The sequence below is a fragment of the Streptomyces katrae genome, assembly GCF_002028425.1.
In the GTDB taxonomy this organism is placed as follows: domain Bacteria; phylum Actinomycetota; class Actinomycetes; order Streptomycetales; family Streptomycetaceae; genus Streptomyces; species Streptomyces katrae_A.
Genome location: NZ_CP020042.1, coordinates 2367037 through 2391115, shown reverse-complemented (window position 1 = coordinate 2391115; position 24079 = coordinate 2367037). Strand labels below are relative to the sequence as shown.

At 71.5% G+C, this 24079-nt stretch carries 18 protein-coding genes; 9 read left to right on the top strand and 9 right to left on the bottom strand.

Features of this window, described 5'->3' with window-relative positions; all coding sequences use genetic code 11:
• Positions 1-62: 62 nt before the first annotated feature.
• Both B4U46_RS10860 and B4U46_RS10855 read right to left on the bottom strand, forming a co-directional pair.
• On the bottom strand, positions 63-1097 hold the full coding sequence (locus B4U46_RS10860; protein ID WP_100863751.1) for a LacI family DNA-binding transcriptional regulator: 1035 nt from the start codon (positions 1095-1097) through the stop codon (positions 63-65).
• A gap of 26 nt (positions 1098-1123) precedes the next feature.
• Positions 1124-2908, bottom strand: a complete 1785-nt coding sequence (locus B4U46_RS10855; RefSeq protein WP_079426418.1) for a glycoside hydrolase family 13 protein — start codon at positions 2906-2908, stop codon at positions 1124-1126.
• A 222-nt stretch (positions 2909-3130) separates the two neighbouring features.
• Here B4U46_RS10855 and B4U46_RS10850 point away from each other — a divergent pair, with 222 nt between their 5' ends.
• Genes B4U46_RS10850 through B4U46_RS10830 form a run of 5 tightly spaced genes read left to right on the top strand, consistent with a single transcriptional unit; the run spans position 3131 to position 8987 of the window.
• The gene (locus B4U46_RS10850; protein WP_079426416.1) at positions 3131-4402 is read left to right on the top strand and encodes an extracellular solute-binding protein; all 1272 of its coding nucleotides are present in this window, start codon (positions 3131-3133) and stop codon (positions 4400-4402) included.
• 8 nt (positions 4403-4410) lie between these two features.
• A complete protein-coding gene (locus B4U46_RS10845) occupies positions 4411-5460 on the top strand; it encodes a carbohydrate ABC transporter permease (RefSeq protein ID WP_079426414.1) in 1050 nt (349 codons plus the stop codon).
• Between the two features lie 2 nt (positions 5461-5462).
• Positions 5463-6350 carry a sugar ABC transporter permease gene (locus tag B4U46_RS10840; protein ID WP_398898410.1) on the top strand — a complete coding sequence of 296 codons (888 nt, stop codon included), beginning with the start codon at positions 5463-5465 and terminating at the stop codon, positions 6348-6350.
• Positions 6351-6402: 52 nt separating this feature from the next.
• Positions 6403-7992 (top strand): glycoside hydrolase family 13 protein, encoded by a 1590-nt coding sequence (locus B4U46_RS10835; RefSeq protein ID WP_079431685.1) that lies wholly within the window; start codon positions 6403-6405, stop codon positions 7990-7992.
• Positions 7980-8987: a LacI family DNA-binding transcriptional regulator gene (locus B4U46_RS10830; protein ID WP_237292792.1), complete on the top strand. Its 1008-nt coding sequence runs from the start codon at positions 7980-7982 to the stop codon at positions 8985-8987. Before B4U46_RS10835 ends, B4U46_RS10830 begins: the two co-directional genes overlap by 13 nt.
• A 547-nt stretch (positions 8988-9534) precedes the next feature.
• Here B4U46_RS10830 and B4U46_RS10825 read toward each other — a convergent pair.
• The 6 genes from B4U46_RS10825 to B4U46_RS10800 form a co-directional block, all read right to left on the bottom strand.
• A complete protein-coding gene (locus B4U46_RS10825; RefSeq protein ID WP_079426408.1) occupies positions 9535-9792 on the bottom strand; it encodes a hypothetical protein in 258 nt (85 codons plus the stop codon).
• 276 nt (positions 9793-10068) lie between these two features.
• Positions 10069-11253, bottom strand: coding sequence for a helix-turn-helix domain-containing protein (locus B4U46_RS10820; RefSeq protein ID WP_079426406.1), 1185 nt, complete (start codon positions 11251-11253; stop codon positions 10069-10071).
• Positions 11254-11325: 72 nt separating this feature from the next.
• A complete protein-coding gene (locus B4U46_RS10815; RefSeq protein WP_185117266.1) occupies positions 11326-12288 on the bottom strand; it encodes an XRE family transcriptional regulator in 963 nt (320 codons plus the stop codon).
• Positions 12249-12476, bottom strand: a complete 228-nt coding sequence (locus B4U46_RS10810) for a hypothetical protein (protein WP_079431684.1) — start codon at positions 12474-12476, stop codon at positions 12249-12251. Before B4U46_RS10810 ends, B4U46_RS10815 begins: the two co-directional genes overlap by 40 nt.
• Positions 12457-12639, bottom strand: coding sequence for a hypothetical protein (locus B4U46_RS10805; protein ID WP_079426404.1), 183 nt, complete (start codon positions 12637-12639; stop codon positions 12457-12459). Before B4U46_RS10805 ends, B4U46_RS10810 begins: the two co-directional genes overlap by 20 nt.
• Positions 12640-12828: 189 nt before the next feature.
• Positions 12829-13557, bottom strand: coding sequence for a GntR family transcriptional regulator (locus B4U46_RS10800; protein ID WP_079426402.1), 729 nt, complete (start codon positions 13555-13557; stop codon positions 12829-12831).
• An 87-nt stretch (positions 13558-13644) separates the two neighbouring features.
• Between B4U46_RS10800 and B4U46_RS10795 the strand changes: the two genes are divergently transcribed.
• Positions 13645-14457 (top strand): class I SAM-dependent methyltransferase, encoded by an 813-nt coding sequence (locus tag B4U46_RS10795; RefSeq protein WP_079426400.1) that lies wholly within the window; start codon positions 13645-13647, stop codon positions 14455-14457.
• A gap of 304 nt (positions 14458-14761) precedes the next feature.
• Positions 14762-16312 carry a M4 family metallopeptidase gene (locus tag B4U46_RS10790; protein WP_079426398.1) on the top strand — a complete coding sequence of 517 codons (1551 nt, stop codon included), beginning with the start codon at positions 14762-14764 and terminating at the stop codon, positions 16310-16312.
• Between the two features lie 70 nt (positions 16313-16382).
• On the opposite strand, the gene B4U46_RS10785 is transcribed toward B4U46_RS10790, so the two are convergent.
• A complete protein-coding gene (locus tag B4U46_RS10785) occupies positions 16383-16739 on the bottom strand; it encodes a hypothetical protein (RefSeq protein WP_079426396.1) in 357 nt (118 codons plus the stop codon).
• A 150-nt stretch (positions 16740-16889) separates the two neighbouring features.
• Here B4U46_RS10785 and B4U46_RS10780 point away from each other — a divergent pair, with 150 nt between their 5' ends.
• Both B4U46_RS10780 and pulA read left to right on the top strand, forming a co-directional pair.
• The gene (locus tag B4U46_RS10780; protein ID WP_079426394.1) at positions 16890-18599 is read left to right on the top strand and encodes a carbohydrate-binding module family 20 domain-containing protein; all 1710 of its coding nucleotides are present in this window, start codon (positions 16890-16892) and stop codon (positions 18597-18599) included.
• An 81-nt stretch (positions 18600-18680) separates the two neighbouring features.
• Entirely contained in the window at positions 18681-24077 is a 5397-nt protein-coding gene (gene pulA / locus B4U46_RS10775) for a pullulanase-type alpha-1,6-glucosidase (RefSeq protein WP_079426392.1), read from the top strand.
• Positions 24078-24079 lie beyond the last annotated feature (2 nt).

The following is a 24079-nucleotide window of genomic DNA, read 5'->3' as shown; positions in this document are numbered from 1 at the left end:
CCCTCCGGACGGTCTTCCGCGCCCGCGCTCCGCCCTGCGGAGGACACCGCCCCGGAGGTCCGCTACCCTGCCCCGCGCCGCTGCCCGGGGCCGGAAGCCGTCGACCCGCGCACCACCAGCTCCGGCAGGAACACGAACTCGCTGTGCGGGGCCGGCGTACCGCCGATCTCCTCCAGCAGGGTCCGCACCGCCGCCTGCCCCATCGCCTGCACGGGCTGGCGGATGGTGGTCAGCGGCGGATCCGTGAACGCTATGAGCGGGGAGTCGTCGAAGCCGACGACGGAGACGTCCTGCGGCACCCGCAGCCCCTGCTGGCGCGCGGCCCGGATCGCGCCCAGCGCCATCATGTCGCTGGCACAGACGACGGCCGTGCAGCCCCGCCCGATGAGCGCCGCCGCGGCGGCCTGGCCACCCTCCAGGGTGTAGAGGGAGTGCTGGATCAGCTCCTCCGCCGCGGCCTCGTCGAGCCCGAGGCGTTCCTTCATGGCGAGCCGGAAGCCCTCGATCTTGCGCAGGACCGGCACGAACCGCTTCGGGCCGACCGCGAGGCCGATCCGGCTGTGCCCGAGGGCCGTCAGGTGCGTCACCGCGAGGTGCATCGCGGCCCGGTCGTCGGGGGAGACGAAGGGCGCCCGCACCTTGTCGGAGAAGCCGTTGATCAGGACGTACGGGACGCCCTGCCCGCGCAGCTGCTCGTAGCGGCCCATGTCGGCGGTGGTGTCGGCGTGCAGCCCGGAGACGAAGATGATCCCGGAGACGCCCCGGTCCACCAGCATCTCGGTCAGCTCGTCCTCCGTGGACCCGCCGGGCGTCTGCGTGGCCAGCACGGGCGTGTACCCCTGCCGGGTCAGCGCCTGCCCGATGACCTGCGCGAGCGCCGGGAAGATGGGGTTGTCCAGCTCGGGGGTTATCAGGCCGACCAGGCCGGCACTGCGCTGCCGCAGCCGTACGGGCCGCTCGTAGCCGAGCACGTCGAGCGCGGCCAGGACGGATTCACGGGTGCCTGCGGCCACACCGGGCTTGCCGTTGAGCACGCGGCTGACTGTGGCTTCGCTGACCCCCGCCTGGGCTGCGATGTCGGCAAGCCGTGCGGTCACGGGACCGGACTGTACCGGTAGGCGGCTCAGAAAGCCCACCACGTGCAGGAATCAGGGGGAAGACGGACCGTGCGGCCGTCGGTCTCCACGGGGGCGCTGGACAGGACGGGGCGGCCGGGCGAGGGCAGTTCGACGGAGGTGGGACGGGTGTTGACGGTGCAGGCGAAGCCGGGCCGGGTGAACAGGAGGACGCCCTCGGGGGCCGGACACCACCGCATGCCCCGGGCGTACACGGCGGGCCCGGCACCGGCCCCGGGCCACTCGTCGTCCGGTCCGCCCTGGCCCGCCTCGACCGCGCCGAGGCCCGGCATCGCGCGGCGCAGCTCCAGGGCGGCGCGGTAGAGCTCGAGCGTGGAGTGCGGGTCGCCGGTCTGCGCGGCGACGCTGAGCCCGCCCCACCCGTCGGGCTGCGGCAGCCAGCTCCCGCCCGGCCCGAACCCGTACGGGGCCTCGTCGCCGGCCCAGGGGAGCGGCACGCGGCACCCGTCCCGCAATCCGTCCTGCCCGTCGGCGTCGGCGTCGGCGTCGGCGGTTGCGGCTGCCGGGGCTGTTGGGGGTGTCGTGGCCGTCGTGGCCGTCGTGGCCGTCGTGGCCGTCGTGGCCGTCGTGGTGCGGCGGCGGAAGGCCGGGTCCCGGCGGGACTCCGCCGGGAGGTCGGTGACCTCCGGCAGGCCGAGCTCCTCGCCCTGGTAGACGTACGCCGACCCCGGCAGCGCCAGCATCAGCAGCGCCGCCGCCCGCGCCCGGGCCAGCCCCTGCGCCCCGCCCCCGTACCGGGTCACATGGCGTACCACGTCGTGGTTGGACAGCACCCACGTCGTCGGCGCCCCCACCGCCGAGGTCGCGGCCAGGGACTCGTCGATGACCGTCCGCATCGCCGCCGGGTCCCAGGGGCAGTTCAGGAAGCGGAAGTTGAAGGCCTGGTGCAGCTCGTCGGGCCGTACGTACAGCGCGAGGCGCTCCGAGGTCGGCGCCCAGGCCTCCGCGACCCCGATCCGCCCGCCCCCGTACGAGTCGAGCAGGCGCCGCCAGGAGCGGTGGATGGCGTGCACCCCGTCCTGGTCGAAGAAGGGGAGCGGCTCGGTGCCGATCAGCGTGGCCTGCGCGCCCCGGCCGATGTCCGGCAGGCCGGGGGCCTTGACCATGCCGTGGGCCACGTCCACCCGGAAGCCGTCCACCCCGAGGTCCAGCCAGAACCGCAGGACCGAGGCGAACTCCTCCGCCACTTCCGGGTGCTCCCAGTCGAGGTCGGGCTGCTCGGGGGCGAACAGGTGCAGGTACCAGTCCCCGTCCGGGACCCGGGTCCAGGCGGGCCCGCCGAAGACGGACTCCCAGTCGTTCGGCGGCAGCGAGCCGTCCACCCCGCGCCCCGGCCGGAACAGGTACCGCTCCCGGGCGCCCGGCACGCCGGCGAGGGCCTCCTGGAACCAGGGGTGCCGCTCGGAGGTGTGGTTCGGCACCACGTCCACGATCACCCGCAGGCCCAGCGCGTGCGCGGCCCGTACGAGGTCGTCGGCGTCGGCGAGGTCCCCGAAGAGCGGGTCCACCGCCCGGTAGTCGGCGACGTCGTAGCCGCCGTCCGCCTGCGGGGAGACGTAGAAGGGGGTGAGCCACACGGCGTCCACCCCGAGCCGGGCCAGGTGCGGCAGCCGCTCGCGCACCCCGCGGAGGTCGCCGATCCCGTCGCCGTCGCTGTCGGCGAAGGAGCGGACGTACACCTGGTAGATGACGGCATCACGCCACCAGCCGCCGCTCGCGGACGGATTGCTGGAAGCTCTTGCAAGCGGGACGGCCGTCAACTCGTGCTTCATACCGCAGTCAACGCGCGTACGCGCCCCGTGGTTGCGGGCCTGCTCAATCGAAGCGGCCTCGAACTAACAGCAAGCTGCGGCAACCTTCGGGACACACGGATGTAACGATCCCCTCCGCTTGCAGAAAATTGCCGCAAGGTCTTTCCGTCGGCTTTCAGGCTTGTTACGTTCCCTGCAACTCGGGACCGCGAGGGCGCGGCCGGGATCATCGAAGGAGTTCATATGCGGCGTGGCATAGCGGCCACCGCGCTGGTCGCGACCCTGGCGCTCGCGGCGACGGCTTGCGGCGGTGACACCAAGGACGGTGGCGAGACGAACGCCGGCGGCGAGCTGTCCGGCACCGTCACCTGGTGGGACACCTCGAACGCGGCCGAGAAGGCGAGCTTCCAGAAGATCGCCGAAGGCTTCACCGCGAAGCACCCGAAGGTGACCGTCAAGTACGTCAACGTGCCCTACGGCGACGCCCAGAACAAGGTCAAGAACGCCTTCAGCAGCGGCGCCGACGCCCCCGACGTGATCCGCGCCGACGTCGGCTGGGTCGCCGACTTCGCCTCCCTCGGCTACCTCGACGAGGTCCCCGCCGACCAGGTCAAGAAGGTCGACGCCGAGTTCCTCCCGCAGGCCGCCGCCAGCGGCAAGTTCGACGGCAAGACCTACGCCGTCCCGCAGGTCATCGACACCCTCGGCCTCTTCTACAACAAGAAGATGCTCGCCGACGCCGGCGTCCAGCCCCCCAAGACCCTGGAGGAGCTGAAGACCGCGGCCGCCGCGATCAAGGCCAAGACCGGCAAGACCGGCCTCTACCTGCGCGGCGACGACTCCTACTGGTTCCTGCCGTTCATCTACGGCGAGGGCGGTGACCTCGTCGACGCGAAGAACAAGACCGTCACCGTCGACGGCCCGGCCGGCGTCAAGGCCTTCAAGGCCGCCCGCGACCTGGTCGCCTCCGGCGCGGCGGTCACCAACGCCACCGACGGCTGGACCAACATGCAGACCGCCTTCAAGTCCGGGGAGGTCGCCATGATGATCAACGGCCCCTGGGCGGTCGAGGACAGCTACGCCGGCGAGCAGTTCAAGGACAAGTCCAACCTCGGCGTCGCCACCGTCCCGGCCGGCTCCGTCAAGGCCGGCGCCCCGCAGGGCGGCCACGACCTCGCCGTCTACGCCGGCTCGAAGAACACCGCCGCCGCGCACGCCTTCGTCGAGTACATGACCTCCCAGGAGGTCCAGGTCCAGTCCGCCAAGGAGCTGAGCCTGCTGCCGACGCGCACCGCCGCCTACGAGCAGCCGGACGTCAAGAACAGCGAGATGGTCCAGTTCTTCAAGCCGGCCGTCGACCAGTCCGTCCAGCGCGCCTGGATCCCGGAGAACGGCTCCCTCTTCGAGCCGCTGAAGGTCGAGTACACCAAGGCCGTCACCGGGGCGTCGAGCCCCGAGGACGCGGCCAAGGCGGCCGGCGTCGAGTTCCGCAAGATCCTCAAGGGCTGGAAGTAGTACGGACGATGGCTGCTGACACCAGCCGGTCGGTGACCGGGGCCGCGGCCGGCGAGACGACCCTCGCCGGCCGGGGCCCCGGCCCCGGCCGTACCACGGCCAAGAGCGCCGGGGCCGCCGCCGGGAGCCCCCGCGGCGGCTTCCGCCGGGCCCTCGCCACGCACTGGTACGCCTGGGCCATGGTCGCCCCGGTCGTCCTCGTCCTCGGCGTCATCGTCGGCTGGCCGCTCGTCCGCGGCGTGTACCTGTCGCTGACCAACGCCAGCGAGCGCAACGTCGCCCGGACGATCGGCGTCCGCCACATCGAGGCCACGTACGAGTTCGTCGGGTTCGACAACTACGCCGCGGTCCTCGGCGACCCCGTCTTCTGGCAGCGGCTGGTGTGGACGGTGGTGTGGACCGTCGCCTGCGTCTCCGTCACCTTCGCCCTCGGCCTCACCCTGGCCACGATCCTCAACCGGCAGTTCCGCGGCCGCTCCGCCTACCGGATGGCCCTCATCCTGCCCTGGGCCGTGCCCGGCTTCGTCTCCGTCTTCGCCTGGCGGTTCCTCTTCAACCGGGACAACGGCATCCTCAACAAGATCCTCGACGGTGGGGGGATCTCGGCCGTGCCGTGGCTGGACGACCCCACCTGGGCCAAGGTCGCCGTCATCGCCGTCAACGTCTGGCTCGGCGTGCCCTTCATGATGGTCGCCCTGCTCGGCGGGCTCCAGTCGATCCCCGCGGAGCTGTACGAGGCCGCCGAGATGGACGGCGCCGGACCGTGGCAGCGGTTCCGGCACATCACGCTGCCCGGGCTGCGGGCGGTCAGCATGACGGTGATCCTGCTCTCCACCATCTGGACCTTCAACATGTTCCCGGTGATCTTCCTGCTCACGCGGGGCGGCCCCGGCGACTCCACCGAGATCCTCGTGACCCAGGCCTTCCGCCAGGCCTTCGTCGCCAGCCCGCGCGACTTCGCCGGCTCCGCGACCTGGGGCGTGCTGATCCTCGGCCTGCTCATGATCTTCGCGCTGGTCTACCGGCGCTCGCTGCGCAAGCAGGGAGAGGTGTGGTGACCGTGTCCGCTTCCGAGTCCGTTGCGGAGTCCGGCTCCGCGTCCCGTTCGAAGGCCGTCCGGCCGCGTGGTGCGCGGTCGCCGCTCGCCTCCTTCGGGCTGCACGCCACGCTCCTCGTCGCCTCCGTCATCGCCGTCTTCCCGGTGCTCTGGATCCTGCTGACCTCGCTGAAGCCCGCGAAGTACGCCATCAGCACGGACTTCGTGAAGGAACCGACGTTCGACAACTACGCGAACCTGCTGGAGTCCAGCCACTTCCTGAGCTGGTTCTGGAACTCCGTGCTGGTCGCGGGAGTCACGACGGTTCTGGGCGTGTTCATCGCCGCCACGACCGGGTACGCCGTCAGCCGCTTCAAGTTCCCCGGCATGAAGCCGCTCATGTGGACCCTGCTCATCACGCAGATGTTCCCGATGGCCATCCTCATCGTCCCGCTCTACAACCTGATGGGCGACCTCGGGCTGCTCAACCAGCCGCTCGGCCTGATCATCACGTACCTCACCATCGCCGTGCCCTTCTGCGCCTGGATGATGAAGGGCTTCTTCGACTCCATCCCGGTCGAGATCGACGAATCCGGCCGGGTCGACGGGCTCAACCCCTTCGGCACCTTCTGGCGCCTGATCCTCCCGCTCGCCAGGCCCGGCCTCGCCGTCACCGGCTTCTACGCCTTCATCACCGCGTGGGGCGAGGTCGCGTACGCGTCGGCCTTCATGGTCGGCGAGGAGAACCTCACCCTCGCGGGCGGCCTGCAGACCTTCGTCACCCAGTACACCTCCAACTGGGGTGCGATGAGCGCGGCTTCCGTCCTCATCGCCATCCCCGCGGCCGTCTTCTTCCTGTTCGCCCAGCGTCACCTCGTCGCCGGCATGACGGCGGGCGCCACCAAGGGGTGACCACCCGGCGCCCGTTCCTGTGTTCCACCGGCCCGACCTCTCCAAGGACACCATGACCCAGCACCTCGCCGACGCCCTCCCCACCCCGACCGGGACCCGGTCCGGCTGGTGGAGAGACGCGGTGATCTACCAGGTCTATCCGCGCAGCTTCGCCGACTCCAACGGGGACGGCATGGGGGACCTCGAGGGCATCCGCGGCAGACTGCCCTACCTCAAGGAGCTGGGCGTCGACGCCGTCTGGCTGAGCCCCTTCTACGCCTCCCCGCAGGCCGACGCCGGCTACGACGTCGCCGACTACCGGGCCATCGACCCCATGTTCGGCACCCTGCACGACGCCGACGCCGTCATCCGCGAAGCGCACGCGCTGGACCTGCGGATCATCGTGGACCTCGTTCCCAACCACTGCTCCGACCAGCACGAATGGTTCAAGCAGGCGCTGCGGGAAGGTCCGGGGACCCCGCTGCGCGAGCGCTTCCACTTCCGCCCGGGGAAGGGCGAGGCGGGAGAGGAGCCGCCGAACGACTGGGAGTCGATCTTCGGCGGCCCCGCGTGGACGCGGGTCGAGGACGGGGAGTGGTACCTCCATCTGTTCGCTCCCGAGCAGCCCGACTTCAACTGGGAACACCCGGCCGTGCAGGACGAGTTCCGGTCCGTGCTGCGGTTCTGGCTGGACCTGGGGGTGGACGGGTTCCGGATCGATGTCGCGCATGGGCTGGTGAAGGCGGCCGGGCTGCCCGACCTGGGGCGTGACGAGCAGCTGAAGCTGCTGGGCAACCAGGTGCTGCCCTTCTTCGACCAGGACGGGGTCCACGAGATCTACCGGTCCTGGCGGAAGGTGCTGGACGAGTACGCCGGCGAGCGGATCGGGGTCGCCGAGGCGTGGGCGCCGAGTGTGGCCCGTACTGCTTTGTACGTGCGGCGGGACGAGCTGCACCAGGCGTTCAACTTCCACTATCTGACGACCGGTTGGGACGCGGCTGCGTTGCGGGCCGCCGTGGACGAGTCGCTGGACGCCATGCGGCCCGTGGGCGCGCCGACCACCTGGGTGCTGTCCAACCACGACGTGGTCCGCCACCGGACGCGGTTCGGGAGCCTGGCGCGGGCGCGGGCGGCCGCACTGCTGATGCTGGCGCTGCCCGGGTCGGCGTACGTGTACCAGGGGGAGGAGCTGGGGCTGCCGGAGGTCGTCGACCTGCCGGACGAGGTGCGCCAGGACCCCTCGTTCTTCAAGGCGAACGGCCAGGACGGGCTGCGCGACGGCTGCCGGGTGCCGATCCCGTGGTCGGGGGACACCGCCCCGTACGGGTTCGGGGCGGGGGGCAGCTGGCTGCCGCAGCCCGCGGAGTGGGCCGGGCTGAGCGTGGAGGCGCAGACCGGGGACGCGGGGTCGACGCTGGAGCTCTACCGTGCGGCGCTGCGGATCCGGCGGGAGCATGCGGATCTGGGGGCCGGGGACGCGGTGGAGTGGCTGGAGGCGCCCGAGGGCGTGCTGGCCTTCCGGCGGGGGGCGTTCGTGTGCACCGTCAATACGACGGGGGAGGACGTGCGGATACCGGCGGCGGGTGCTGTTCTGCTCGCGAGCGGTGCCGTTGGCGACCCCGACGTCCTTCCCGCTGACACCGCTGTGTGGTGGCAGGGGTGAGTTCCCCGTTGCGGCTGACGGACATCGCCTCGCAGGCCCAGGTCAGCGAGGCGACCGTCAGCCGTGTGCTCAACGGCAAGGCGGGCGTGGCGGCCGGCACCCGGCACCGGGTGCTGGCCGCCATGGACCTGCTGGGCTACGAGCGGCCGGTGCGGCTCAAGCGGCGGAGCAACGGGCTGGTGGGGCTGCTCATTCCGGAGCTGACCAACCCGATTTTTCCGGCGTTCGCGCAGGTCATCGAGCAGGCGCTGGCCGGGCACGGGTACACGCCCGTGCTGTGCACGCAGACGCCGGGCGGGGCGACCGAGGACGAGCTCGTCGAGCAGCTGGAGGAGCGGGGGGTCACCGGCATCGTCTTCCTGTCCGGTCTGCACGCGGATGCGACGGCGGATCCGGCGCGGTACCAGCGGCTGGCGGCGCGCGGGGTTCCGTTCGTGATGGTGAACGGCTTCAACGAGCACGTGCAGGCGCCGTTCGTCTCTCCGGACGACCGGGCGGCGGCGGACATGGCCGTGCGGCACCTGGAGGAGCTGGGGCACCGCAGGATCGGGCTGGCCATCGGGCCGACGCGGTACGTGCCGTCGGCCCGCAAGGAGCAGGGCTTCCTGGCGGCGAGGCCGGGGGCCGAGGAGGAGGGGCTGGTCCAGCGCACCCTGTTCACCGTCGAGGGGGGCCACGCGGCGGGCATCGCCCTGCTGGAGCGGGGCTGCACGGGGGTGGTGTGCGCGAGCGACATGATGGCGCTGGGCGTCATACGGGCCGCCCGGGAACGGGGGCTGCGGGTCCCGGAGGACGTCTCGGTGGTCGGCTTCGACGACTCCCCGCTGATCGCCTTCACGGACCCGCCGCTGACGACGGTCCGCCAGCCGGTGCGCGCGATGGCCACGGCGGCGGTGGGGGCGCTGCTGGAGGCGGTGGCGGGGACACCGGTCCAGCGGACGGAGTACGTGTTCCAGCCGGAGCTGGTGGTCCGGGGGTCGACGGGGCCGGGGTAGGGGGGTGGTTGGGGCGGTGGGGTGGGGTGGGGTGGGGGGGTGGGGGTCGCGGTTTCGGGTCCTCGCGGTGCGGGCTCGCCATCTCCCCCTCGAGGGGCTGAGGCCCAGCGGTGCTTGCCCACCCGCCTCCCCGGGTGCGCCGGCCGGGCGGTCTCAGAGAAGGGTTGGGGGTTTCCCGTCAGTCCCACTGTCCTTCCGGTTCGGGCCGCCCTGTCAAGGGCGCTCCCTCCGGTCGCGTCGCTTCGCGATCGCCTCCGGCGACCCTTGACAGAACAGCCCGCCCCGGAAAGACAAGGACTGCCGGGAAACCCCCAAAAGGACGGCACGGTCCTACCTTGACCATCCGGCTCCCTCAGCGATGAGGCGGGTAGGTCGGGGGCCGCCTCGCCTGGCATCCGGGTCGACATCAGCGGCAAGCGGCGCCGCCGCCCGCGACAGATCGCTACGCGCTTCTCCCGTCTCGGCGTCCGGCGGTCGTCTGGGGCTGGTACCTGCGGCAAATGACGAACACATCGGCCTGTGCGGAGCCCCCAGGCGCGACAGATCGCTACGCGCTCCGCTCGTTTCGGCGGCTGTCGGCCGTCTGGGGTTGTTCATAGGCGGGCTGGACGTTGGCGACGGCGGTCGTGAATTCGCGGCCGGAGGCGTTCCGGATGTACGCCAGTTCCATCCAGTGCTCGTAGGTGTCCGAGTCCGAGACGTTCTCGTTGATCACGGCCATCAGCTCCCCTTCGACGCCGGAAGCGATGTCGCGGACGCGGCGGCGCAGGAGGCGGTGGGGGACGTACTCGTACTGGTTACTCATGGGGTGGCTCCTCGAAGGTGTCGAGGAAGCGCTGCCAGCCGGTGCGGGCGCGGGTGAGCAGGTCGGTGCCGGGGGTGTCTATGACCGTCACACGGGTCGAGGGATTGTCTGAGGTTTCGGAACTAGGCGCCTTGCGGGCGCAGCTGTGTGTGATGTGGCTGGTCATGGGCCACTCCCTGCCGTTGTCAGCGGATGAGGTGACCAGAGTGGGGGTGTGAGAAGGCCCCGACTGACACGCGTTGGTGATAGTCGGGGCCAGGGCCTTACAGGGTGCTGCTAGACACCCAGCCAGGTGCCGTAGGAGAGGAAGCTGTCGGGCAGCTGGCGGCGAGCGGCCTCCAGGCCGGTGTAGGTGTCTCTCACCGTCTGGTGGTAGCGCGCCTGCTGCGGGGCGGCCTTCCGGGCGCGGAGCAGGTTGTCGAACGAGGCGTCCAGATCGCCGGTCCAGAGGTGTGCTCGCGCGAGCTCGGCGTAATGGTGGGCCTTTCTTGACTTTGGCCAGTCCTGTGGGATCTGGAGGGAGCGACCGGTTCGTGCGGCGTCGCCGTACTCGTCCAGCTCGGCCAGGACGCTCACCCGATGGACCTTCACGTTGGTGGGGCCGAAGGACAGGTAGTGCATGGTGGGTGCTTCGCCGGTGCGCGTGGCGATCCGCTCGGCCTCGGACAGGTGGACCTCGGCGGTCGCCCTGTCCTTGGAGCGGCCGGCCATGACCGACGCGCCGAGGTGCAGTTGGCCCGTCACTACCTCACGCTCCTGGCCCGGGTCGGCCTGCTCCAGAAGGCTCAGGCCCAGGGCGGTGAGGCGCTGGCCGGTGCGGTATTGGCCGTCGCGGAGGTAGGTGAGGGCGCGCATGTACCGGTAGATGCCGCCGAGGGCGGCGCTGGAGGCTCGTTCGGCGGCCCAGTCCATGCGGGCCAGAGCGATGGTCGCCAGGTCGCCGTAGCCCAGTTTGGTGGCGACGTCGTAGGCGGTCCGGTAGGTGCTGGCCAGCAGGAGCCAGCGTTCGTGGCCGGGTGCCGCGTGTGCGGAGGTGGTGGCCTCCAGGATGAGGCCGGGAACGGCGGCGGCCGCCCGCTTGATCTCTCCCGCCCGGACGGCGATGAGGAGCGATTCGGCGTCGTCGGAGAGGAGTTGATGAGGGCGCGGGGTGATCTCGGGGTCGGCGCCGAGGTCGTACACGTCCAGGGCTTCGCGGATCGGCTGTACGAGGACGTCCAATTGGTCCTCGCGGAGTTCGGCGGCGTACGGCTGGCCGAGGACCGTGGCGACGTCGACACGGAGGGCCCGGGCGACCTGGGCGATGACATACGGCGACGCCGGCTTCACGCCCTGCTCCGCCTTCGTCAGGGTGGAGTACGGGACTTGGGAGAGATCGGAGAGCGCCTTCTGGGTGAGGCCGTGCTGCAGGCGGAGGCGCTTGATGCGTGCGCCGGTGTGGTCGTGCGGGAGAGCGTGCATGCTGGTGCTCCGTTCTGACTCGACACCGGAAACACTATCCGGAGGCCACGGGCCCTTCGGGCCGGTGCCTGCTCAGGCAGTGAGGAGGCCCAGGTGGGCTGCCAGGTCGGAGGCTCGGCGGCGGCGGGAGGGGGATTTGGCTTCTGTTTCTTCCAGGATGATCCTGCGGGCGTAGCCGTTGTAGCGGACGGTGTCGGAGGCTGTTTCGTGGGCCTGGGCGAGCGTGGCCAGGGCTACGTCGGGCTGGGCGTCCAGGTGGTAGGCGCGGGCCTGTTCGATGCGGTGACGGGCCCGTCGGGGGCGGGAGGGGATCGTCTCGGCCTCGGCGCGGGCGGACTGGCGGACTGATTCGCCGCCCGCGTGGAGTTCCACGGCCACGGTGACGGCGTGGGCGCCGATGACCGCCCGGGAGAAGCTCGTGACCGGGTGGAAGTAGGCGGGGGGAAGGGTTTCCGTCAGGAGGCGGGCCTGCTCCCAGTGGTGCCAGGCGGTCCCGGTTTCGCCGCGCCGGGCCGCCGTCAGGCCGGCTTCGGCGGTGAGTGCGCCTGCCACGGCCCGTACGTCTGCGGTGGCGTCGGGGAGGAGCGGGGTCAGGTAGCGGAGGGTTTCGAGGGTGACGGCGTCGGCGGCCTCGTAGTGGGCACTGTCGCGGTGGGCCTGGGTGGTGAGCCAGGCCGCCAGGCCGATGGCGTGCGGGTCCTCCGAGTCCTGGGCCGCTGTCATGCCGCGTTCGGCGACCCGCCAGACCAGGGGGGCGTCGGGCTGGTAGGCGCAGAAGAACTGCGCGAGGAAGTAGGTCTCCGCCAGGCGGGCTTGTGCCGCTTTGCGGTCGGCGACCGTTTCGGCCTCGCGGACGGAGGCCTGCGCGTCCCGGATCAGGCCGGGTAGCAGCGCGCCGACGACCTCGCGGTGGTCGGGGGCCGAGTGGCGGGCGGACCAGGCGCGGGAGAGGCGGTCCCTTCGGATGGCGTGAGGCGGCGCGGCAGTCTGCGGGGTCAGGCCCGTTCGAGGCTGGAGGGGTCCTTGACCACCCACTCCCTGCCGCCGCCGGGAGGGCGGACGAACACCGCGTTGGCCATGACGACGCGGGTCTGGGGATCCTCCCACTCGCCGATCCACTGCACGATGCCGTTACGGCCTTCGAGGGGATCGGTGATGGCGGTCCCCTCGGTGACCCAGCCGGGGATCGTCTGGCGCTGGCGGTCACGGCCGGGACGGGACACGGTCACCGCCTTCGAGAAAATCGGCGCGGCGCATGAACTTCTCCCAGCCGCCGGCCGCGCGGACGCGCAGCGCCCGGCTCGGCGCCCCGGGGGACGGTTCCTGTATGGCGACGGCGCGTCCGCTGGCTCCGGGCTTGCGGCGCGGGAGTTCGGAGGTGCTCACGGTGGTGCTCCTCTCCGAGAGGGGAACGCATCGGGCCGCGGGGGCGGCATGAAGGTGAGGACCCGCGGACCGTTGCGCGAGGGAGCCCGGGTCAGCTTGTGCAGCGGCTGAGACCCGGGAAGGTGGCGGGGCGCTCACGCTGTGTGCGTCCCGCCGTGCGCACCAGACTGGACCGGTCCACCGGTCCAGTCAATCCCCTTGGCCCATCGTGTAGTTGTCGGTGCGCTCCCACAACCCGGATGGCGTAACACCCTCCTCGCAGACCAGTTGCTTCCCGTCCTGGTCATAGGCGGTGTGCAGAACGACGGCCACCGCGCAGGGCCGTTTCACCTGGAGGTGTTCGGCCTCACTGCTGGTGGCCAGCCGGACCGTGGTGACGTCCAAGCCCTGTACGGGGCCGCGCCCAGTGGTGCGGCGGACGTAGTGCGTGGTCCCCTCCGCGATCGGGCCGCCCTGGTGCAGACGCGGGCACGCCTCCGCGATGTCCGGCGGGAACCAGGCTGCGGTGTACGAGTGGGGGTGGTTGTCGTCGATCAGCGTCAGCCGGGCGCGGTGCAGGGCCCGTGCGCCGGATTCCAGGCCGAGCGCGTCGGCGATATGCGAAGGCGGCACCAGCATCTCCGGCGCACCGATCCGCCTGAACGGCATGCCTCCCTGGATCCGGCTGGTTCCCGCACCCCGGTTGCCCGCCGGCCGCGCCACGGGGGTTTCCGCCACCGAGAATCCGCGCCCCTGGTGCGGCACCACGAGACCGTCGGCCCGCAGGACGTCCATGGCCTTGACGGCGGTGGCTCGCGAGACGGCCCACTGTTCGCACAGGTCCCGGCTGGACGGCAGCAGGGCGCCGGGCCCGAATTCGCCGTCGGCGATCCGGCGGCGCAGGCTCTCCGCGATCTGTTCGTACTTCAGAATCGGCATGTGCGTTCCTCGACAAAAGAGTTGACCGGTTGACCGGTCAGGCTAGGGGGGTACCGGCCGCCCCCGCCAGGGTCCAAAATCATCGGCATGACCGCACCTTCCGTAGGTCCCGAGATCATCGCCTTCTACAGCGAGACCATCAGTGAGTCCGAACGGCTGAGCAGCAGCGCCGACGGCGTCCTGGAAATGGTCCGCACCCAAGAGCTTCTGAGGCGCCATCTGCCCGCTGCGCCCGCCCGAATCATCGACATCGGCGCCGGCCCCGGGGCTCACGCACGATGGCTGCTGAAGGACGGCTATGACGTTGACCTCGTCGACCCCGTACCGCGCCATGTCGAAGAAGCCACGGCCGCCGGTTTCACGGCCCGGATCGGTGACGCCCGCGCGCTGGACGCCGAGGACGACTCCTACGACGTCGCGCTGGTACTGGGGCCGCTCTACCACCTCCTCGACCATGACGACCGCATCCGGGCCCTGCGCGAGGCGGCCCGGGTCGTACGCCCCGGCGGTCTCATCGCAGCGGCGGCGATCGGACGGTACGCGTCACTGTTCGAGCACGTCGCCACGACCATGCTCACCATCGACCGCGTACGCGACGCCGTCGCCGACATCATGGTCACCGGCATCCACGCACCCGGCCGCAAAGGCTTCACCAGCTCCTACTTCCACACCGGCGAGAACCTGGCGGCGGAGTTGCGGGAGGCAGGTCTGACGGATCCGGTCGTGTACGGAATCGAAGGCCCCGTGTGGGCTGCCTTGAAGGCCACGGAGCAGCACTGCAAGGACAGCCTCATCGACACCCCGATGTTCGAGGCGGCACTGACGGCGGCCCGGCTCGCGGAACCCCACCCCGACCTCCTTGCCGCGAGCTCCCACATGCTCGCCATCGCCAACGTGTAGGCACGCGCCGGAGCGGGAAGGCGAGGGCGCTCCCACGGCGCCCGATCCGATGGCGGACGGTGTGGAGGATGACCCGGCTGGGGCGACCGCCGGTGATCTGAAGGCCGGGGGAGCCGACCCGGGCTGGTAGCAACTCGGTTTGAGGGGAAGCGGAATGGGGGGTTTTCGTTCGTTGAGCGGTGCTTGTGCTTCGGTCAACGGACAACGGCAGGTCAAATCCTTGTTGCGTACCTGTCACTTCGGCCATTCGCCTGGCACTCTCTCAGCCAGTCCCCCCACGGCTACCAAGGAGTGACCTTTCCCCATGTCCTCTTCCCGCACGCTGCGTGCCGCCGCGATCGTCGCCTCGGCGGCCATGGTCGCCATCGCCGTTCAGACCGGTTCCGCCAGCGCCTCCGCCGAGCGTGAGGCGGGTGCCACCGCCCTCACCCTGTCGGCCGGGGCCCGCGCCCAGGCGATCGGCGAGGCGCAGAACTCCGCCGCCGCCACCGCGCGTGCCATCGGCCTGGCCGGCGACGAGGCCCTTGTGGCCCGTGACGTCGTCAAGGACGCGGACGGCACCGTCCACACCCGCTACGAGCGCACCTACCAGGGCCTGCCCGTCCTCGGCGGCGACCTGGTCGTCCACCAGAAGAAGGACGGCAGCCGCAAGACCGACAAGGCGGTCGAGGCGAAGATAGCCCCGGCCGGGGCCCGTTCCGCCCTGCGGGCGCCCGCAGGGGCGCGCCAGGTCGTGTGGGCCGCGACCAGCAAGCCGGTCTTCGCCTACGAGGCCGTCGTCAAGGGCACCCAGCACGACGGCACCCCCAGCGAGCGGCACGTCATCACCGACGCCGCCACCGGCGCCGAGCTCTACTCGTACGAGGCCATCGACACCGGCATCGGCACCAGCGAGTACTCCGGCTCGGTCACCCTGGGCACCGCGCCGAGCGGGTCGGCGTTCAGCCTGACCGACACGGCGCGCGGCGGCCACAAGACCTACGACCTCAACGGCGGCACCTCGGGCACGGGCACCCTCTTCACCGACAGCGACGACACGTGGGGCGACGGCACCCCGGCGAACCGCCAGACCGCCGCCGTCGACGCCCACTACGGCGCGGCCGTCACCTGGGACTTCTACAAGAGCGAGCTCGGCCGCAACGGCATCGCCGGCGACGGCAAGGCCGCCTACTCCCGGGTCCACTACGGCAACGCCTACGTCAACGCCTTCTGGGACGACAGCTGCTTCTGCATGACCTACGGCGACGGCCAGAACAACCAGAAGCCGCTGACCGCGCTGGACGTCGCGGGTCACGAGATGAGCCACGGCCTCACGGCCGCCACCGCCAAGCTCAACTACAGCCGTGAGTCCGGCGGTCTGAACGAGGCCACCAGCGACATCTTTGGCACGTCGGTGGAGTTCTTCGCCAACAACGCCTCCGACCCCGGTGACTACCTCATCGGCGAGAAGATCGACATCCGGGGCGACGGCAGCCCGCTGCGCTACATGGACAAGCCGAGCAAGGACGGCGCCTCCGCCGACTACTGGTCCAGGACGGTGGGCCGTCTCGACGTGCACAACTCGTCGGGCGTGGCGAACCACTTCTTCTACCTGCTGTCCGAGGGCAGCGGCGCGAAGACGGTCAACGGCGTGGCGTACAACTCGCCCACCTACGACGGCTCGACCGTCGCGGGCATCGGCCGGACCAAGGCGTACAAGATCTGGTACAAGGCCCTGTCGACCTACATGACCTCGACCACCGACTACGCGGGCGCCCGCACGGCGACCTTGAAGGCGACGGCCGACCTGTACGGCTCGACGGGCGTCGAGTACCAGCAGGTGGCGGCCGCCTGGACGGCCGTCAACGTCAAGTAACGCACACCCCGCGGGGGGTGGCAGGCGCGCAGTCCGCGTCTGCCACCCCCCGTTCGCGTGCCCGGCGCGGTCAGAGCCAGCGCCGGGCCGCCTCGACGCTGTCGCCGGGGTGGGTGTTGAACGCGATCGCCGCCTGGGGGGCGTGGCGGCGGATCAGGTTGATGGTCTGCTCGAACAGGGGAAACAGCTGTTCCGCCTTGCGGATGCCGCCGCCGACGATCACGACGTCCCACGGCCGTTCGGTCAGTGACGCGATGAGCGTGGGCTCGGCCGACTCGTCCCACACGATCATTGTCATCGCCGCGTCGATGCCGTGCTCGCCGAAGCGGACCAACTCCGCGTCGAGGGCTGCCTGGACACCCGCCCGGTCGACGTCCGGTACCGGTATCGCGTGCGGGTCGTACCCGATGAGAAGCGCAGAAGTCATGCCGCCCAACCTAGGCGAACCCGGCACGGGGCGCGGAGGCAGGTCCGGAAACAATTCTGCAATCTCTTGCGCAAGCTCTTGCAACACTCCTGGCCGCCCCCTACGGTCGCGTGCAACCCCCCACGCCTTCCCGCCAGGAGGAGCCCCCACATGGCCAGATCCGTATCCGCGCGCGCCGGCAGAGCCGGGCTCGCGGTGGTCGCGCTCGCCGCCGCCTCCCTCACCGCGCAGGCCCCGCCCGCGCAGGCCGCCCCGCCCGGGGACAAGGACGTCACCGCCGTGCTCTTCGAGTGGCGGTTCGACTCCGTCGCCAAGGCCTGCAGCGACAGCCTCGGCCCCGCCGGATACGGGTACGTCCAGGTCTCGCCGCCGCAGGAACACGTTCAGGGCCCCCAGTGGTGGACCTCGTACCAGCCCGTCAGCTACAAGATCGCGGGGCGGCTCGGGGACCGGGCCGCCTTCAAGCGGATGGTGGACACCTGCCACACCGCCGGGGTCAAGGTCGTCGCCGACTCCGTCATCAACCACATGGCCGCCGGGGACGGGATCGGGACCGGCGGGTCCTCGTACACGAAGTACGACTACCCCGGCCTCTACTCCGGCGCCGACATGGACGACTGCCGGGCCACCGTCTCCGACTACCAGAACCGGGCCAACGTCCAGAACTGCGAGCTCGTCCAGCTCGCCGACCTCGACACCGGCGAGGAGTACGTACGCGGCCGGATCGCCGGCTACCTCAACGACCTGCTGTCGCTGGGCGTCGACGGCTTCCGGATCGACGCCGCCAAGCACATGCCCGCCGCCGACCTCGCCAACATCAAGTCCCGCCTCGCCAACCCCTCCGCCTACTGGAAGCAGGAGGCGATATACGGGGCCGGCGAGGCCGTGCAGCCCTCCGAATACCTCGGCAACGGGGACGTGCAGGAGTTCCGGTACGCCCGGGACCTGAAGCGGGTCTTCCAGGGCGAGAAGCTCGCCTACCTGAAGAACTTCGGCGAGGGCTGGGGATACATGCCCTCGGCCCAGTCGGCGGTGTTCGTCGACAACCACGACACCGAACGGGTCGGCGACACCCTCAACTACAAGGACGGCGCGAACTACACCCTCGCCTCCGTCTTCATGCTGGCCTGGCCCTACGGCTCCCCGGACGTGCACTCCGGCTACGAGTGGACCGACAAGGACGCCGGCCCGCCCAACGGGGGCACGGTCAACGCCTGTTACAGCGACGGGTGGAAGTGCCAGCACGCCTGGCCGGAGATCTCCTCCATGGTGGGCCTGCGGAACACCGCCCGGGGGCAGGGCGTCACCGACTGGTGGGACGACGGCGCCAACCAGATCGCCTTCGGGCGCGGGACCAAGGCGTACGTGGCCCTCAACCACGAGGGCTCGCCGCTGACCCGGACCTTCCAGACCTCCCTGCCCGCCGGGAGCTACTGCGACGTGCAGAGCGGCCGCGCCGTGAGCGTGGACTCCGGCGGACGGTTCACCGCCACGCTCGCCCCCCAGACCGCCCTCGCCCTGCACACCGGCGCCCGCACCTGCACCGCCGCCGGGACGCCCCCGGCCGCCACCGGCGCCTCCTTCGCCGTCAGCGCCACCACCGTCCCCGGCCAGGACCTCTACGTCACCGGCGACCGGGCGGAGCTCGGCAACTGGAACACCGGCGCCGCCCTCAAACTCGACCCGGCCTCCTACCCCGTGTGGAAGCTGGACGTCACCCTCCCCGCCGGCACCTCCTTCTCCTACAAGTACGTCCGCAAGGACGCCTCCGGCAACGTCACCTGGGAGAGCGGGGCCAACCGCTCCGCCACCGTCCCGGCCAACGGCAAGGTCACCCTGACCGACACCTGGCGCAACTGACCCGCGCCCCCGACCAGGGCCGCCCGGCACCCCTGACCCTGCCACGCCGGGCGGCCCCCACCCTCCCCGAGGAGAGACCCCTTGACACGCCCCGCAGCGGGACTCGCCGCCGCAGCCCTGGCCGCGGCACTCCTGCCGGCCCTCCCGCACAGTGCGGCCGCCGCCACGCCACCGGCCCCACCCTCGGACGCGAAACTCGCCGCCGAGCCCGCCCGCCACGACCTGACCCGCGAGCAGTTCTACTTCGTGCTCCCGGACCGCTTCGCGAACGGCGACCCGCGCAACGACACCGGCGGACTGACCGGCACCCGCCTGCAGACCGGCCTGGACCCCACCGACAAGGGCTTCTACCAGGGCGGGGACCTCAAGGGGATCACCGACCGCCTCGACTACATCAAGGGGCTCGGCACCACCGCCATCTGGCTGGCGCCGATCTTCAAGAACCAGCCGGTGCAGGGCGACGGGGCGAACGCCTCCGCCGGCTACCACGGCTACTGGATCACCGACTTCACCCAGGTCGACCCGCACTTCGGAACCAACGCCGACCTGGCCCGCCTCATCGACAAGGCGCACGGCAAGGGGATGAAGGTCTTCTTCGACGTCATCACCAACCACACCGCGGACGTCGTCGACTACGAGCAGGGCTCCCACGACTACCTCTCCAAGGGCGCCTTCCCCTACCTCACCAAGGACGGCGTCCCCTTCGACGACGCGGACTACTCCGACGGGAAGAAGAAGTTCCCGCCCGTCGACGCCGCCCGCTCCTTCCCCCGCACCCCCACCGTCCCCGCCGCGAAGAAGGACCTCAAGTCCCCGGCCTGGCTCAACGACCCGGCGATGTACCACAACCGGGGCGACTCCACCTTCGCCGGGGAGTCGGCGCAGCAGGGGGACTTCGCCGGGCTCGACGACCTGTGGACCGAGCGCCCCGAGGTCGTCGGCGGCATGGAGAAGATCTACGAGAAGTGGGTCCACGACTTCGACGTGGACGGCTTCCGCATCGACACCGTCAAGCACGTCGACATGGACTTCTGGACCCAGTGGGCCACGGCCCTCGACCAGTACGCGGCCAGGCACGGCCGCAAGGACTTCTTCATGTTCGGGGAGGTCTACTCCGCCGACACCGCCGTCACCTCCCCCTACGTGACCCGCGGCCGCCTCGACGCCACCCTCGACTTCCCGTTCCAGGACGCGGTCCGCGCCTACGCCTCCCAGGGCGCCCCCGCCGCACGGCTCGCCTCCGTCCTCGGTGACGACTACCGGTACACGACCGACAAGGCCAACGCCTACGAGCAGGTGACCTTCCTCGGCAACCACGACATGGGCCGCTTCGGCAGCTTCCTGAAGCAGGACCGGCCCGGCGCCGCCGAGGCCGAACTGCTGGACCGATACCGGCTCGCCAACGAGCTGATGTTCCTCTCCCGCGGCAACCCGGTGGTGTACTCGGGCGACGAGCAGGGCTTCACCGGCTCCGGTGGCGACAAGGACGCCCGCCAGCCCCTCTTCGCCACCCGGATCGCCGACTACCTCGACGACGACGAGCTGGGCACCACCCGCACCGCCGCGAGCGACGCCTACGACACGGAGCACCCGCTCTACCGGCAGATCAGTGCCCTCTCCCAGCTGGTGAAGGACAACCCGGCCCTGCGCGACGGCATCCAGAGCGAACGCCTCTCCGACGGCGGCGTCTACGCCTTCGCCCGCACCGACCCCAAGACGCGCACCGAGTACCTGGTCGCCGCCAACAACGGCACCGAGCCGAAGACGGTCCAGCTCGACGCCCCCGCCGGCGCCCGGTACCGCACCCTCCACGGCGGCTCCGCCGCCGCCAGGCCCACCAGCCCCAACTCCCTCTACTCCACCGGCCTGACCACCGCCTCCCCGGCCGGCAAACTCACCGTCACCGTCCCCGCCCTCGCCACCACCGTCCTGAAGGCCACCGGCCCCCTCCCCACCCCCGCCACCGGGCCCGCCCTCACCCTCAAGCCCCCGGCCCCCGGCGCCACCGGCACCGTCGAGCTGTCCGCCGACGTCTCGGGCGGCTCGCTCAACCGCGTCGTGTTCGCCGCCCAGACCGGCACCGGCCCCTGGAAGGTCCTCGGCTCCGCCGACCACGCCCCCTACAAGGTCACCCAGACCCTCGACCCCACCACCCCCGCCGGCACCGCCCTGCGCTACAAGGCCGTGGCCGTCGACACCACCGGCCGCACCGCCTCCGCCCTCGCCGCGACCACCGCCGGCCGGACCCCGCCGCCCACACCCCCCACCGCCACCCAGCGCGACTACGCCGTCGTCCACTACAACCGCCCCGACGGGAACTACACCGACTGGCGCCTCTACGCCTGGGGCGACCTCGCCGACGGCGAGGCCACGCCCTGGCCCGAGGGCCACCCCTTCACCGGCCGCGACGCCTACGGCGCCTTCGCCTACGTCCGCCTCAAGCCCGGTGCCACCACCCTCGGCTACCTCGTCATCGACAAGGACGGCACCAAGGACGTCCCCGCCGACCGCACCCTCGACCTCACCCGCGGCGCCGAGGTCTGGCTGGAACAGGGCAAGGAACCCGCCCGCACCGACAGCCCCGCCTACCCGCCCCAGGACCAGGCCAAGGCCGTCCTCCACTACCACCGCCCCGACGGCGCCTACGACGGCTGGGGCCTGCACGTGTGGACCGGCGCCGCCACCCCCACCGACTGGTCCAAGCCCCTCCTCCCCGCCCGCACCGACCCCTACGGCGCCGTCTACGAGGTCCCCCTCGCACCCGGCGCGACCAGCCTGAGCTACATCCTCCACAAGGGCGACGAGAAGGACCTCCCCTCCGACCAGTCCCTCGACCTCAAGGCCACCGGCCACGAGGTCTGGATGCTCGGCGGACGCGAGAAGTACCTCCTCCCGCAGCCCGCGGGATCCGGCGCCGCCCTCGACCTCACCAAGGCCGAGGCCGTCTGGATCGACCGCGACACCCTCGCCTGGAACGCCCCCGCGACCGCCGCCTCCGCCCAGCTCCTCGCCTCCCGCGACGGCCGCATCACGGCCGAGGGCGGAGTCCTCCACGCAGCGGGCGCCCAGTGGCTGCGCCTGACCCGCACCGCCCTCACCCCGGCCCAGAAGCAGAAGTTCCCGCACCTGGCCGCGTACACCGCCTTCACCGTCGACCCCCGCGACCGCGACCGGGTCCGCGAGGCCCTGCGCGGCCAGCTCGTCGCGAGCGCCCGCGCAGCGGGCGGGGCCGTCCTCGCCGCCACCGGCGTCCAGCTCGCCGGCGTCCTCGACGACCTGTACGCCACCAACGCCCCCCTGGGCCCCGTCTTCAAGGACGGCCGCCCCACCCTCGCCGTCTGGGCCCCCACCGCCCAGCAGGTCGAACTCGAACTCGACGGCCGCACCGTCCCCATGCGCCGCGACGACACCACCGGCGTCTGGTCGGTGCGCGGCGAGCGCTCCTGGACCGGCAAGCCCTACCGCTACGCCGTCACCGTCTGGGCGCCCAGCACCCGCCAGATCGTCCGCAACCTGGTCACCGACCCCTACTCCACCGCCCTGACCACCGACTCCGCCCGGAGCCTGGTCATCGACCTGGCCGACCCGAAACTCGCCCCGCCCGGCTGGAAGGACCTGCGCAAGCCCGCCCCCGTCCCCTTCACCAGCGCCCAGATCCAGGAACTCCACATCCGCGACTTCTCCATCGCGGACCCCACCAGCAAGCACCCCGGCCAGTACCTGGCCTTCACCGACACCGACTCCGCCGGCATGCGCCACCTGCGCGAACTCGCCGCCGCCGGCACCTCCTACGTCCACCTGCTCCCGGCCTTCGACTTCGGCAGCGTCCCGGAGGACCCCAAGGCCCGCACCGCACCCGCCTGCGACCTCACCTCCTACGCCCCCGACTCCGAGTCCCAGCAGGCCTGCGTGACGGCCGCCGCCGCCAAGGACGGCTTCAACTGGGGCTACGACCCGCTGCACTACACCGTCCCCGAGGGCTCGTACGCGAGCGACCCGGACGGCACCGCCCGCACGGTCGAGTTCCGGCGGATGGTGCAGTCCCTCAACGGCGCCGGGCTGCGCACCGTGATGGACGTGGTCTACAACCACACCGTCGCCTCCGGGCAGGCCGACCAGTCCGTCCTCGACCGCATCGTGCCGGGCTACTACCAGCGCCTCCTCGCCGACGGCAGCGTCGCCACCTCCACCTGCTGCTCCAACACCGCGCCCGAGAACGCCATGATGGGCCGCCTCGTCGTGGACTCCGTCGTCACCTGGGCCAGGCAGTACAAGGTCGACGGCTTCCGCTTCGACCTCATGGGCCACCACCCGAAGGCCAACATCCTCGCCGTCCGCAAGGCCCTCGACGAGCTGACCGTCGCCAAGGACGGGATCGACGGGAAGAAGATCGTCCTCTACGGGGAGGGCTGGAACTTCGGCGAGGTCGCCGACGACGCCCGGTTCGTCCAGGCCACCCAGAAGAACATGGCCGGAACCGGCATCGCCACCTTCTCCGACCGGGCCCGCGACGCCGTGCGCGGAGGCGGCCCCTTCGACGAGGACCCGCGCGTCCAGGGCTTCGCCACCGGCCTGTTCACCGACCCCAACGGCTCCCCGGCCAACGGCACCCCGGAGCAGCAGCGGGCCCGCCTCCTGCACGACCAGGACCTGCTCAAGGTCGGCCTGTCCGGCAACCTGGCCGCGTACGCCTTCACCGACTCCACCGGGCGCCACACCTCGGGCTCCGAGCTGGACTACAACGGCGCCCCGGCCGGCTACGCGGCCGCCCCCGGCGACGCCCTCGCCTACGCCGACGCCCACGACAACGAGTCCCTGTACGACGCCCTGGCCTACAAGCTCCCCGCCGGCACCTCCACCGCCGACCGGGCCCGCATGCAGGTCCTCGCGATGGCCACGGCCGCCCTCTCCCAGGGCCCGGCCCTCTCCCAGGCGGGCAGCGACCTGCTCCGCTCGAAGTCCCTGGACCGCAACTCCTTCGACAGCGGCGACTGGTTCAACGCCCTGCACTGGGACTGCCGCGAAGGCAACGGCTTCGGCCGGGGCCTGCCGCCCGCCGCCGACAACCGCGCCAAGTGGCCCTACGCCAAGTCCCTGCTGACCGGCCCGGCCCCCGGCTGCGCCGACATCGACGGCGCCTCGGCCGCCTACCGCGACCTGCTGCGGATCCGCACGACCGAACCCGCCTTCGGCCTCACCACGGCCCAGCAGGTCCAGGACCGGCTGTCGTTCCCGCTGTCGGGCCCGGCCGAGACGCCCGGCGTCCTCACCATGGCCCTCGGCGACCTGGTGGTGGTCTTCAACGCCACACCCACCGCCCAGGCCCAGCGCCTCCCCGCCCTCGCCGGCACCGGCTACGCCCTGCACCCGGCCCAGGCGGGCGGCTCCGACCCGGCGGCCAGGGCGGCGGCGTACGACCGGGCGACGGGGGAGTTCACCACCCCGGCGCGCACGGTCGCGGTGTTCAAGCGCTCCTGACG